Source organism: Bdellovibrio sp. CKG001 (assembly GCF_055397465.1).
Genome location: NZ_AP029173.1, coordinates 2612595 through 2625107 on the forward strand (window position 1 = coordinate 2612595; position 12513 = coordinate 2625107).

At 49.5% G+C, this 12513-nt stretch carries 15 protein-coding genes and 1 tRNA gene; 9 read left to right on the forward strand and 7 right to left on the reverse strand.

All coding sequences use genetic code 11. The annotated features are described in order from the left end of the window. Window positions 1-129 precede the first annotated feature (129 nt). The 5 genes from ACZ50P_RS12345 to ACZ50P_RS12365 are packed head-to-tail and all read right to left on the reverse strand — an operon-like array spanning window position 130 to window position 4937. Window positions 130-1194: a vWA domain-containing protein gene (locus tag ACZ50P_RS12345; RefSeq protein WP_464131484.1), complete on the reverse strand. Its 1065-nt coding sequence runs from the start codon at window positions 1192-1194 to the stop codon at window positions 130-132. Beyond that, complete coding sequence (locus ACZ50P_RS12350; protein ID WP_464120451.1) at window positions 1194-2204, reverse strand: vWA domain-containing protein; 1011 nt, start codon at window positions 2202-2204, stop codon at window positions 1194-1196. The genes ACZ50P_RS12345 and ACZ50P_RS12350 overlap by 1 nt, the downstream gene beginning before the upstream one ends. Continuing rightward, entirely contained in the window at window positions 2201-3094 is an 894-nt protein-coding gene (locus tag ACZ50P_RS12355; RefSeq protein ID WP_464131486.1) for a hypothetical protein, read from the reverse strand. The genes ACZ50P_RS12350 and ACZ50P_RS12355 overlap by 4 nt, the downstream gene beginning before the upstream one ends. After that, window positions 3094-3963 carry a DUF58 domain-containing protein gene (locus ACZ50P_RS12360; protein ID WP_464120449.1) on the reverse strand — a complete coding sequence of 290 codons (870 nt, stop codon included), beginning with the start codon at window positions 3961-3963 and terminating at the stop codon, window positions 3094-3096. The genes ACZ50P_RS12355 and ACZ50P_RS12360 overlap by 1 nt, the downstream gene beginning before the upstream one ends. Beyond that, window positions 3963-4937 carry an AAA family ATPase gene (locus tag ACZ50P_RS12365; protein ID WP_464121391.1) on the reverse strand — a complete coding sequence of 325 codons (975 nt, stop codon included), beginning with the start codon at window positions 4935-4937 and terminating at the stop codon, window positions 3963-3965. Before ACZ50P_RS12365 ends, ACZ50P_RS12360 begins: the two co-directional genes overlap by 1 nt. A gap of 177 nt (window positions 4938-5114) precedes the next feature. On the opposite strand from ACZ50P_RS12365, the gene ACZ50P_RS12370 reads away from it, so the two are divergent. The 7 genes from ACZ50P_RS12370 to ACZ50P_RS12400 all read left to right on the forward strand — a co-directional run bounded on the left by ACZ50P_RS12370 (window position 5115) and on the right by ACZ50P_RS12400 (window position 9591). Next, window positions 5115-5927 carry a M48 family metalloprotease gene (locus ACZ50P_RS12370; protein ID WP_464120447.1) on the forward strand — a complete coding sequence of 271 codons (813 nt, stop codon included), beginning with the start codon at window positions 5115-5117 and terminating at the stop codon, window positions 5925-5927. Between the two features lie 48 nt (window positions 5928-5975). After that, a complete protein-coding gene (locus ACZ50P_RS12375; RefSeq protein WP_464120446.1) occupies window positions 5976-6224 on the forward strand; it encodes a DUF1844 domain-containing protein in 249 nt (82 codons plus the stop codon). Window positions 6225-6237: 13 nt separating this feature from the next. Continuing rightward, window positions 6238-7662 (forward strand): trypsin-like peptidase domain-containing protein, encoded by a 1425-nt coding sequence (locus ACZ50P_RS12380; RefSeq protein WP_464131488.1) that lies wholly within the window; start codon window positions 6238-6240, stop codon window positions 7660-7662. A 289-nt stretch (window positions 7663-7951) separates the two neighbouring features. Next, a complete protein-coding gene (spoVG, locus tag ACZ50P_RS12385; protein ID WP_011165187.1) occupies window positions 7952-8278 on the forward strand; it encodes a septation regulator SpoVG in 327 nt (108 codons plus the stop codon). A gap of 210 nt (window positions 8279-8488) precedes the next feature. Then, window positions 8489-8564 (forward strand) — tRNA-Gln (locus ACZ50P_RS12390). 178 nt (window positions 8565-8742) lie between these two features. Beyond that, window positions 8743-9009 carry a hypothetical protein gene (locus ACZ50P_RS12395; protein WP_464131490.1) on the forward strand — a complete coding sequence of 89 codons (267 nt, stop codon included), beginning with the start codon at window positions 8743-8745 and terminating at the stop codon, window positions 9007-9009. Between the two features lie 78 nt (window positions 9010-9087). Beyond that, the gene (locus tag ACZ50P_RS12400; protein WP_464131492.1) at window positions 9088-9591 is read left to right on the forward strand and encodes a pyridoxamine 5'-phosphate oxidase family protein; all 504 of its coding nucleotides are present in this window, start codon (window positions 9088-9090) and stop codon (window positions 9589-9591) included. 29 nt (window positions 9592-9620) lie between these two features. Here the strand turns inward: ACZ50P_RS12400 and ACZ50P_RS12405 are convergent, their stop codons facing one another. Continuing rightward, window positions 9621-10730 carry a CapA family protein gene (locus ACZ50P_RS12405; RefSeq protein WP_464131494.1) on the reverse strand — a complete coding sequence of 370 codons (1110 nt, stop codon included), beginning with the start codon at window positions 10728-10730 and terminating at the stop codon, window positions 9621-9623. A gap of 38 nt (window positions 10731-10768) precedes the next feature. Between ACZ50P_RS12405 and ACZ50P_RS12410 the strand changes: the two genes are divergently transcribed. Next, the gene (locus ACZ50P_RS12410) at window positions 10769-11467 is read left to right on the forward strand and encodes a dienelactone hydrolase family protein (protein ID WP_464131496.1); all 699 of its coding nucleotides are present in this window, start codon (window positions 10769-10771) and stop codon (window positions 11465-11467) included. Between the two features lie 50 nt (window positions 11468-11517). On the opposite strand, the gene ACZ50P_RS12415 is transcribed toward ACZ50P_RS12410, so the two are convergent. Further along, window positions 11518-12165, reverse strand: a complete 648-nt coding sequence (locus ACZ50P_RS12415; RefSeq protein WP_464120421.1) for a phosphoribosyltransferase — start codon at window positions 12163-12165, stop codon at window positions 11518-11520. Between the two features lie 115 nt (window positions 12166-12280). Here ACZ50P_RS12415 and ACZ50P_RS12420 point away from each other — a divergent pair, with 115 nt between their 5' ends. Continuing rightward, window positions 12281-12493, forward strand: coding sequence for an acyl carrier protein (locus tag ACZ50P_RS12420; RefSeq protein WP_464120420.1), 213 nt, complete (start codon window positions 12281-12283; stop codon window positions 12491-12493). Window positions 12494-12513: the final 20 nt, after the last annotated feature.

Below are 12513 nucleotides of genomic sequence, written 5' to 3' on the forward strand. Positions count from 1 at the left end.
TAACCCCCTGCCCCTGTCGAGCGAGGATCAAACGGCCAGGAAGGCCGTTTGAAGCATTGTCCGAAGGAGCTCGGGCAGGAGCCCGAGACACTGTTCGAAGATTCGAGTAAAAACCACAGGCCAAGCGCTTCATGCTGGGGGTACCTCGTAGCGGCCTTTCCAGAATCGGAAAGAGGTGCGGCGCTCGCCCAAGAACAACTCGAGCAGCGCAATGATAACTCCGATCATCAAAATAGTCTGGAAGCGTTCTTCATACTGAACGGCCATGGTGGTGTCGAACTGAGCTTTTTCAAGTTTACTGATGTCTTCAACCAAAAGCTTGGTTTGTTCCCCGCCGAAGGTGGCAAAATAGAAACTTCCTTGCCCCGCCTCGGCCAGGGCACGCAATGCGTCCCCCTTCACCGTCGTCAGAATTGTCTGACCTTGGCGGTCCTTCTTATAACCCTTCAAAAAGCCCATGCCATCACGAACCGGGATCGCGCCACCCTTTTCTGTCCCGTAGGCCAGCGAGAAAATGCGAATGCCCTCTTGAGCCATTTTCTTTGCTTCATCCAAAGCCCCTTGCTCATGATCTTCCCCGTCCGAGGCAATCAGGATCACACGGGTGACTTTCACAGTGTCATCAGTGGTGACACCGCCACGTTCAAAAGCTTCCTTGGAGATTTTCAACGCCTCTGTGAAGTTAGTTCCTTGGGAAGACACCGAACTTGGCTCCAAGGATTCCAGATACATTTTGATCGCACCAGGGTCATTAGTCAGGGGTGACAACAGTGCGGCTGATCCGGCGAAGGCTACAATACCGACCTTGTTTCCCGGCATCAAATCCACCAGACGGCTCAGCTCGGCTTTGGCCTGCGCCAAACGAGACGGTTTTACATCCTCGGCCATCATACTTTCTGAAACGTCCACGGCAAAAATGATCTCGACCCCTTCGCTTTTGACTTCCTGCTGGGACTCTCCCATTTGCGGGCGAGCCAGGGCGAGCACAAAACAAAGAACAGCCAGGACCTGCAGCGCTGTTTTGATGGAGCGTTTTTTTCGCGATACTGAGCTGGATAAGAACGGATACAACCTGGAGCCAATCGCCGTTTCCATTTGCTTACGCGAACGACGGTCAAAGAAGATCCCGATCAGAATAATCACGGGGATCAGCCACAAGTAGTTAAAGGCGGCTATGTTTTCAAAGCGAAACATTACGGCACCCTCCTTAACCAGGAACGACCCAACAACAGGCCCGCCAGATACAAAATCAACCCGGCAATCAAAAACGGCGGGAATTCTTCGGTGTAGTTGGTGTATTTGTTCACATCGATCTTGGTTTTTTCCAGACGGTCGATGTCGTTAAAGACATTGCGAAGGGCCCCTTCGTTCGTGGCGCGATAGTATTTACCGCCCGTATCAGAAGCCATGCGATTTAAAAGTTCTTCGTTCACAGTGCTTTCAAAGGGCTGATAGGTTTTCACCTTTTGACCGAAAATATCACGGCCATAAACCGGGATGCGTGTCGGACCGTCTTTGCCAATGCCGATGGAATAAACCTTAATACCGTAACCCTTGGCGATCTCAAGACCTGTTTCCGGGTCAATGGTCCCTGAGTTGTTTTCCCCGTCTGTCATAAATATCATCACGCGGCTGCGCGCTTGGGAATCCTTCAAACGACCCGCAGCATTGGCCATGGCAACACCCAAAGCCGTACCATCTTTGATCTTTGCACTGGAGGCACTGGAAATATCCGCCACCCTTTGCAGGATCATCTGATAATCCAATGTCGGTGGAACCATCGTAAAGGATTCACCGGCAAAAACCACCAGACCGATGCGATCAGAGGTGCGGCCTTCGATGAACTTCCCGATGGTTTCTTTGGCGGCTTCCAGACGATTCAGCGGCTTCATGTCTTCGATCAACATACTGTCGGACACGTCCAGACAGATGACGATATCAATACCTTCCACATTCTTGCGAACCTTGGTGTTCATCGTCTGTGGACGGGCCAGCGCCACAATGACCAGAATCAAACCCAGCGCCTTCAAGATATTTGGAAGATGCATCAGACGTGTACGCAAAGTCGGCGCAACTGATTTTAGCAGTTCAACCGAGCCAAACTGCAGCGTCGGTGTCTTTTTTTTGCGCTGCCAGAAGATCCACACCAGCACTAAAACAAGGGGAACAAGGAACCAAAAGGCCCACAAGGAATGGTAGGTCATGATGACAACCTTTCCATCTTTTCAGCCAGAATGCGCGCCTGGGTTGCCAGATTCAGCACATCGGTACTGGACAGATTTTTGCGGTCTTTAAAAGCCAATTGGTATTCACGCAGAACTTTTTTAAGGTCCTCAGAAAGCTCCGCATAAACTTTGCCATGGTATTTTTTTAAATCCTTGATCACCAGACGCTCGCTCCATTCCAGCGCCGGAACACGGAACTGACGGGTCAGGAATAATTTAAAACTTTTATGGGTTTCAACCAGAACTTCATCAATCTGAGCTGAATCAGCATCCTGACCAAAGAACACAGGGTTGGTTCTTTGCAGACGTCGGAACTGCTGATGAAATTCGGCCAAGGGACTGAGAGCTGAATCATGCTCACGCAAGCGATCAAGCATATTGCGTCTTTGCACCACTCGATAGACTTTGGAAATTGCGATCAATATCAGCAAGCCGACAAACCCGGCTAACAATGCCCAGTACAGCATCGGCACCCCGATACTGGCGGGTCCGATCGGACCGAAGGGTTCTTGCTTGACCGGAGCTTCGCCGGGCTGTTGCGGTGGCAGCACGGATTGCACCCCATAGTGAATGGGACCTAAGCTGAGGGTTTGAACACCATCAGAAATTTGTAGATCTTCAAATTGGATGTTGCCAGCTGTATAAGCTGTGGCCTTGATATCGGCCTGGGTTGGCGACCGGAACTCAAACCCCAAAAAATGAATTTGATACTTCTGTTCTGGTTTTAGAACAAAATGAAGCTTTTCCTGTTGCAGATTTTTAGGGAAATCCCCGTCACAGACCAGCAAAAACTCGCGCCCGACCGTGAGCTCGTTGTCTTTAAGTCCCTCAACACTGGGAATTTCTGCCTTACACTGAATCGCCGCCATTATTTTCTCTTCTTAAAGAAGGCCACCAAAGGATTCACGTAATCCTCGCTGGACTTCACATCCACCCGCTCCACCTGTGCCAGGCGAAGCATCTTATCCCGCTGATCTTTACGTTTGTTCACGGCTTCTTCGTACTGTTCACGGAAACCTTGAGAAGACGTATCCACCGTGACGATTTCACCGGTTTCGGCATCCTGCACTTCGATGACACCCATCGCAGGCAAAGAGTATTCCGCCGCGTCGTTCACCACACAGGCCACAACGTCGTGTTTTCTTCCCAACAAACGCAAGGACTGTTCAAAGCCCTGATCCATAAAATCGCTAAAGACAAAGACCGTCGCACGTTTTTTCAAAACCCCCTGCAGGTATGAAAACCCGGCAGAAAGCTTGGTGCGATGGCTTTTGGGTTTATAGTAAAACAAATCGCGCAAAAGACGATGCACGTGGCCTCGCCCTTTTTTCGGTGGTACAAAGTGTTCCACCTGATCGCTGAACAGCAACAAACCAATCTGGTCGTTGTTCTTCACCGCAGAAAACGCCAACAAGGCTGCCATATGAGTCATCACTTCGCCCTTAAAATAAGGGCCCGTTCCAAAATCACTGGAACCACTGACGTCCACGGCCAGAATCAGGGTCAGCTCGCGCTCTTCCTCAAAGGTTTTGATATACGGTTTTCCCGTGCGCGCGGTCAGCGGCCAGGAGATCGAACGCACATCATCGCCCGGAACGTATTCCCGGAAATCCGCAAAGGTCATACCCTGGCCTTTGAATGCCGTGTGGTACTCACCCGCAAAGAGATTGTTCACAAGCTTCCTTGTGTTGATCTCCAGCAGTTTGACCTTTTTTAAGACCTCAGGAGGCAGGCTCACTAGGGCACCTCTACCTGGCTCAGGATTTCTTTGATGATGTCATCGGTTTTGATATTTTCCGCTTCCGCTTCATAAGTCAGAATCAGACGGTGGCGCAGAACGTGGTAGGCAATGGCCTTCACGTCTTCGGCTGTCACATAACCGCGACCACGCAGGAACGCGTGAGCTTTCGCTGCACGATACAAGCTGATCGTCGCACGCGGAGATCCGCCGACGTTGATCAGATTGGCGATACGGCTCAGGCCATATTCCCCCGGTTTACGGGAGGCCATGATCAGTTCCACGATGTAGTTTTTAATTTTGTTATCCACGTAGATCTGATCCGCACGCTCGGAAGCACGCAGCAGGTCTTCCTTGGAAATCACAGAGTTCACGACCGGTTTTTCGTTCGTGCCCATGCGGTTTAAGATCTCAAGCTCTTCGCCTTTACCCGGATAAACGACGTTGATCTTGAACATGAAACGGTCCATCTGCGCCTCTGGCAGTGGATACGTTCCCTCTTGCTCTAGGGGATTTTGTGTCGCCAAAACCAGGAAAGGGGCCGCCAGCTTGTAGGATTCCTCCCCGATAGTGACCTGCTTTTCGGCCATGGCTTCCAGCAACGCGGACTGCACCTTTGCAGGGGCACGATTGATCTCATCGGCCAGCACGATATTGGTAAAGATCGGTCCTTTACGTGGAGCGAACTCACCTGATTTTGGATTGAAAATCATCGTCCCGATCAAATCCGTCGGCAGAAGATCCGGCGTGAACTGAATACGTTGGAAATCCAGGGAAATGGATTTAGAAACGGTGGCAATGGTCAGCGTCTTTGCCAAGCCTGGCACACCTTCCAGCAGGATATGCCCGCCGGTCAGAAGGCCCATCATGATGCCTTCCACCATTTCTTTTTGCCCTACGACAACTTTGTTGATTTCCGCCATCATCTTATCAATGAATTGGCTTTCCTGCTTGATTGCGGCATTTAGGGCCATGATATCGACTTCACTCACGTTCTTGCCTCCCGGAGAATAGAACTAATCTATTTCACAATTATCCCAAAGACTTCGCAAGTTTAGAGTTGCCATGTCAGGAAAAACTATTTTGAGGGCTGGCATAACGCCGCGTCCTCCCCGCTTGCCAACCTGGGATTTAAGTGGGACAAATTTTATATGATTAACAACAATACAAAAGTCTGGATTTTCATTCTTTCAAGCTCCCTGGCCCTGCTTATCTTGGGCTACCAATTGGGGGAACGTCTGGGCCTGTTGATGGGCTTTTTGTTGGCAGTTCTTTTGAATCTTTTCGTCTTCATTTACGGCGAAAGTCGTGTGCTGGCCAAGCTCAATGCCCAAAGAATCAAAGGTCAGGACTCTTGGGGTTTGATCGACAAGGTCGAACGCCTTTCGGCTCAACTGTCCATGCCGGCTCCAGCGGTTTACGTAACGCCACACACTTCCGTGAACGCATTCTGCGTGGGACATTCCTGGAAGCGTGGTTCCTTGGGATTCACTGTGGGGCTATTAAATAAGCTCAACGACGAGGAACTGGAGGCTGTCGTGGCCCACCAGATCTGCCATATCCGTCGTCTGGATACTTTTGCTTTTAGCGTTAGCAGCACCTTAGCTAATTCCGTCGTGGGGCTGGGGCAATTCCTGGACAACCTTCTGCCTTACAACCTGCAATTCTTTATGCCCTTACTGTCCCCGCTGGGCTGGCTGATTATAAAAATCGTAGTGGTTGAAAAATCATTCTTTGAAAACGATCTGATGGCCTCCGAATTATTGGAAAACAGAAACAAGCTGGGCGAAGTTTTATGGCGCATGGAGGGTCTGGCACAAACCCAGCCGTTGGAAATCCCGGCCTGCACCAGCCACCTGTTCATGGTGAACCCCGAGGGCTTTAAACAAAAGAATTTGTTCTTAAAATCCCATCCGGCCATCGAAGTCAGACTGCAGAAACTGATGGGCTATTACCCCATCTAAACTTGACAGAATAAACAGAAAACTCAGATTAGAAAAAGGACCTGAACTATGACTGAAAAATTAGAAGCTTCTTTCTCGGTTTTGATTATGTCTGTGGCCTCTTCCGCCGTGATGGCCATGGGTCTTGCCCCGAACCCTGCCAATGGTGAAGTGAGCAAAGATAAAAATATGGCTCGCTTTAACATCGACCTTTTGGTGGTCTTGCAACAAAAGACCAAGGGGAATTTGACTAGCGACGAAGCTAAATTTTTGGAAAACTTAATCAGTGATCTGCAAATGAAATTTGTGTCTATGTAAGGAGAATTTTTCTATGAAGACACTTCTCGTTCTTTTCCTGTCCGTTGCCCTGACTGCGCAAGCTCAAACTGGAACGAAAGAGCTTCCTAAAGATCCGCCGAAAATGAAGCTCAACGATCCACTTCCCGGCAATTTGTTTGTGGAATTGGCCAAGGCCATCAACCCGGCCGTTGTGAATATTTCCACCACTGCACTACCCAAAAACTCCCCACGCATGCGTGATCCGATGCTGGATATGCTGGAACAGCTTTATGGCTTCCGTATGCAGCAGCCTCAGCAGCAACAACGCCCCCAGCAGATGGGCCTGGGAACCGGGTTCATCATTCGTGAAGACGGATTGATTATCACTAACAATCACGTGATAGCGGGTGCGGATATTATCAATGTCCAACTCAGTGAAAAATCCACCGATGTTTATGAAGCCACTCTGGTCGGCAGCGACGAACGAACTGATATCGCTTTGATCAAGATCACACCGAAGGGAAAACTTCCGGTGGCGGTTCTGGGCTCCTCCAGCTCCGTTGAAGTGGGTGAATGGGTGGCCGCCTTCGGGAATCCGTTCGGTCACGGTCACTCGATGACCAAAGGGATTATCTCTTCAAAAGGCCGCGACATCACCGAGATCAATAAGATTCCCCTGCTGCAAACAGATGCCAGCATCAATCCGGGGAACTCTGGTGGTCCGCTGGTGAACACCAAAGGTCAGGTGATCGGTGTGAACTCGGCGATTGATGCCCGCGCTCAAGGAATTGGTTTTGCGATTCCTATTGATGAAGTCAAAGCGATCCTTCCGGTACTTGAAAGCAAGGGCCGCATTGCTCGCGGATTCCTGGGCACAAGCTTGGGTGACTTGGATCCGGAAGCTGCCGAGTATCTGGGACTGGGCGATGTTCGTGGCGCCGTGATCACAGGGATTGCACCGGGCAGTCCTGCGATGAAGGCCGGTTTAAAAATGTATGACATCGTGACTGAGTTTAACGGCAAGACCATTCGTTCGACTTTGGATCTTATGGATGCCGTGGCCGATGCTCCGATTGGCAAACCTGTTAAGACCAAGCTGATCCGCAACAACAAAGAACTGACCTTGAATGTAACGACGGCTGAACGAGTGGAAGAAAAACGCACGACTCGCAAGGCCAGCGCAAAAACCTATGCGGGTCAGAAAGCTCCGTTTAATTTGGGCTTCTCGGTGATTGATCCAACCCCGGAACTGCGCCAGGAGTGGGGCCTGCCAGACGACATGAAGCAACCGGTTGTCATTGAGACCGAACGCTTCTCTGTCGCCAGCAAAGGCGGCCTTCGCGTGGGTGATGTGATTCTGGATGTTAATAAGCAGCCGGTAGACAACTCTAAAGACGTTTTAAAATCCTTGAAAAAGGGCAAGAACACCCTGCGCATTGCCCGCAATGCCCGTATCCAAATCATTAGTATTGAATAGATTTGAGCATATAAAATTTAATTAAGAGCACTGCTTCAAAGCCCATCTTCGGATGGGCTTTTTTATTTTGCTGCTATATAAGTAAGCACTGCCTCGTTTTGGGGCGTTCGCGGGAAAAAATGGCGAAATATAAAAAAATCCTCGACCTAGGTCTTTAGTTTTTCAAAGTCTCACCGAGAAGAAATACGGGACCATAGTTTGGCTCCAAGATTGCGACAAAAGAGCTGCTTCGGCGGTTCAAGATGAGCAACGGATATTGCAACAAGAACGGCAACAAGAAAGGGACTGTATGAAAGTCACCGAGGTGAAAGTTTTCCCCGTCAATGAGGACCGGCTGAAGGCCTATGTCTCGATCACCCTCGATAACTGCTTCGTGGTGAGGGATCTAAAGGTTATTCAGGGAACCAGCGGCTTGTTTGTGGCCATGCCCAGCAAGAAGCGCAAAGACGGCCAGTTCCGCGATATCGCCCACCCCCTGAATCAGGAGACCCGGGCGATGATTGAAGACCTCATTTTTGAGGCTTATGAAAAAGAACTCAAATCCATGGGTGAGACCCTTGTCAGTCTAAAACGCCAGAAAGCTCCTGGGAGCGATTACGGCAACGACGACTACTAGGTCTGAAGTTCCCTGCTCACACGCCAACGGGCCATTTTATGTGGAGATGACCCGGGACGGCGGCTTCAAACACCGATGGAAACGTTAAGCCCGTCAGATCCCTGACGGGCTTTTTTATTGGCAATCCCCATCAATCTTCTGACGCAAGAAGTCTTTTCTTGATTTTAGGCCGCAAAATCCGTAGTTTGGGTTTTCGCAAATGCACCTTGTTGGGGTATCGACAAGTTGGTAAGTCAACAGATTTTGATTCTGTCATTCGCAGGTTCGAGTCCTGCTACCCCATCCATCTTTTCTTAAAAAATCCAAAACAACTTAGCCACTAAAACTCCCCTGAGGGTATAGCTACGTCTGGGGCTTTAAGATCGAAAAAGCCGGTTTAATATACAGGATCAATAAAAGACCTTGTCCCGTCCCACGTCCTATGGGACTTTTCGCGCCGACCCTTTTCAAATCAGGAAACACGCATGCAAGACTTCATACCTCCACAGCCCCCAAAATCCTTCCGCATTGTTCTGGAGCTGTTCAAGTCCGCAAAACGACTTGATGGTGTCTTGCTGACAGCAATCAAAAACCAAAACGAAGACCTGAACCTGCGCGAGATCTCTCGCACTCAATATAAAGAACTATTCAAGTCCGGCAAGATTCTGATCAAAGGTCAACGAGCCACGCCGTCTTCCTCCGTGTCGAAGGGCATCACTTACGTGGACATCCTGGGATTCAAAAACAAGTAGTCGGCCATCCCCTGCCAAAGCACATCTTGCCTGCCTTCTTGACTGGCGCGAACCTTAGGAACAGCACGGAGGTTTTCGGTGGAAGAAAAAGAACCTTATATCGACTATACTGCTGAAATGGAAAAAGTGGATCACCTGATCAAAGGTTTCCCGGTCGCCATGATGACCTTCCTTAACGATAACAACAAGCTGTGCAGTTTCCCGCTAGTGGCTCAAGATTTGGACTTTGACGGAAGTCTGTGGTTTTTGATTTCGAAAAATTCGCCTAAGTATCAAGAACTGCAAAAACATGGTGACGTCAATATGACGTACTCTGACAAACACAAATGTGTCTCTATCAATGGCACAGTCGAGTTCATCGAAGATCGTGACCTGGTTCGTGAATTATGGCAAAAGCCCCACGAAGACTGGTTCCCCCAAGGACCACAGGACCCGACTATTCAACTTCTAAGGGTCCACGTCCAGACGGTGGAATACTGGGAAAGTCACACCTCCCCTATCTACAAAATGATTGAGTTTGTGAGGACCGCCCTTGGACAACCCCACAAAGAAAGCCATAGCTCTTTTGATTTGAAGCACTGATGATTTGAAAAAGTTAAAGATCCGTGAAATCACCATGTCATTTTCAAGGACCTATCTATTTCGACCGAGAATTGTGTTTTCCATTTTTGACCTTCACGATTTAACACATCCCTGATCCAAGTGCTTTCTGCCAGTGTCGCCCTGGACAACTGAAACTGCTTTAGATGCAGTGGCACCAGGCGAAGACTCACAAGTTTTCCGCTCGGGATATCGACCTTGGGAAAAAACATAACAGGCCATTCGCCATGATACTCTTCAAAACCACGGATCCCTTCATAGTCGTTTAAAAAATCACCACATCCGTAAATGATCAGTTTTTCCCGATAGACTTCAAGACCCTTGATGTGATGGGAAGAATGACCATGAACCACATCCACACCGACATCAACCAACGACCTCGCAAAGGCGGAACACTCTTCATCAACCTCGTAGCCCCAGTTGTCTCCCCAGTGGATCGAGGCTATGACAAGGTCCCGCTCTTTTCTGTGACTGCGGATCTGCTGCCCAAGCCATTGAACTGTCGCCGCCGAAAAGTCTTTGATGAAGTTCACCCCGACCTTGTTTTTGCCGGCAGCCCAACTTGGTGGCACACCGCTGGATTCAGTGGCCATAGAAAAAACCAGAACCCGTCCCCGCGAAGGCAGATCGACAACGGCTGGAGCGATGGCCTCCTCCCTTGTCCGCCCAGCCCCCGCTGTCTTTACTCCGCGTCCGTGCAAAGTCTGTAGGGTCTGAATAAGTCCCTCTTCTCCCCAATCCAAAATGTGATTGTTTGCCAGAACGCATATATCAATTTGCGCCGCCGTCAGAACATCCGAATTTTCAGGATGCATCCGATAGTTGATACCCTTATCAGCCCAGTGGTTGCTCGTTGTGATACTGGTTTCCAGATTTACGATGCGCACCTGGGGATCTTCTTTACTTAACTCAGACAAGGCTTCACCCCAGATGTACGAACTGTCGACTTTGCGGGGAATGGGTCCATTCCTGGCCTCAGCCAGCTTCACGTAATCAATCGCGTTCTTTATGTAGCGTTCATGCAGGACAGGGTCGCTGGGGTAAGCCAGGATCTGATCCAGACCTCGGCCGACCATCACATCTCCGCATAAAAACATAGTGAGAACATCTGCAGACGTCATTAAAGTATAAATCCTATAAACCTTAAAGGGAGTCAGCCATGGACAGAGGCAGACCGCAATTAAACAAAAATGAACACGAAGTCGTGATCAATTACAAAGATGTCCGTCTTAACGGAATTCTCTCGACCCCGAGCAACCCCGTTGGATTGATCATTTTTGCGCACGGGAGTGGCAGCAGCCGCTGGAGTCCGCGCAATAATTTTGTCGCCCGAGAACTGCAAAAAGTAGGACTCGCCACTTTGCTGACGGATTTACTGACTCCGGAAGAAGAAAACGACAGAGCCAACGTCTTTGATATATCAACTCTGGCGCAACGCCTTACCATCGTAAAAAAATGGGCGCAAAGCCAAGCGGCCACTCGAAACCTTGCCATCGGTTACTTTGGCGCAAGCACGGGGGCAGGAGCGGCCCTGGTTGCCGCAGCCCAGGACCCTGACGAGATATTTGCAGTTGTTTCCAGAGGGGGACGCCCGGATCTGGCGGCAGAAGCTTTGGACAATGTTCAAGCCCCCACACTGTTGATTATTGGTGGCGACGACACCTATGTCATAGAACTCAATCAAATCGCCTATGATAAGCTGATGTGCAAAAAAGAATTGAAGATCATTCCGGGCGCTACACATTTGTTTGAAGAGCCTGGCACCCTGGAAAAAGTTGCCATCTTGGCCTCGGACTGGTTCACGAAGAACTTAAAATACAAGGAGTCTGCAAGACCTCAGTCCCTCGACAACTACTGATCTCACAAACTCCGGTTCACGAAGGAGCTCTTTGACAGGGCTCCTCAAGCTCAAAGAGAGGCTTCGGGTGCTCTTTCTTTTGGTCCCGTCTTCAGCAAGGCGACGACGTCTTCGTCCGTCACTTCGCTAAAATCAACAAAGAACTGGCTCACCGCAAAGAAACCATCAGGTTCTTCTTCCACAATAAATTCATCAACCATGCTGCGAATGGTGGCGGCGGTCGATCTTGCCACAACGCCGGCTGCAAAGATCAAACGCTTGGGTTTCTGCTCCCGAACCTCCTGAATCGCGCCAATCGCGGTGGCGCCTGTTGCAATGCCATCGTCCACGATGATCACAATTCTGTCATTGCAATTTAGGTCAGGCAGGTTGAACATGCTTTTTCTTCGCTGCAAAGTTTCTATCTGTTTCTTTGATTCTCGCTCAATATACGAATCAGAGACTTCATAGGCATCCAACATCGGAAGACGAAAGATTTTTCCGGATAAGCCCACAGATCCAATGGCAAGCTCTCTCTGATAAGGTGCCGGTATTTTATGAATCAGGACGGCGCCCAGTTCTCCGTTTAAGCCTTCGGCAATAATCTTCGCCATCGGCATCGCACCTCGGGGAATCCCTAACACCAGGGGATTTTGCCCTTTAAATTTCAGCAGTCTTTTTAGCAGCAAGCGGGCTGCATCCTCGCGACTTTCTAACATATTCGGCCTCGTTAGCTTTAGTTACCGCCTTATTGGCATTTTTATTGTGGCAGTGTTGCGTGAGGATTGCCCAGAAGTCCTTTGACAAATAGATCTGCACTTCGTTGCGCCGGAAGTGGATTTGACTACCCTAAAGCCCACGGCACCATTTAGAGATCAGATGGATATTGACTCGCTGGACTTCGTTCGCTTTGTCATTCATCTTCATCAAATTTTGAATGTTGAAATCATGGAAATCGACTATCCCAAATTGACGTCGATCCAAAGTTGCTGCGAGTACATCAAGGCCAAGGTGACAGAGAACCCGCCAAGCCCCACTGCAAACTAAAAGGTTGCCCTTTCGCCTTG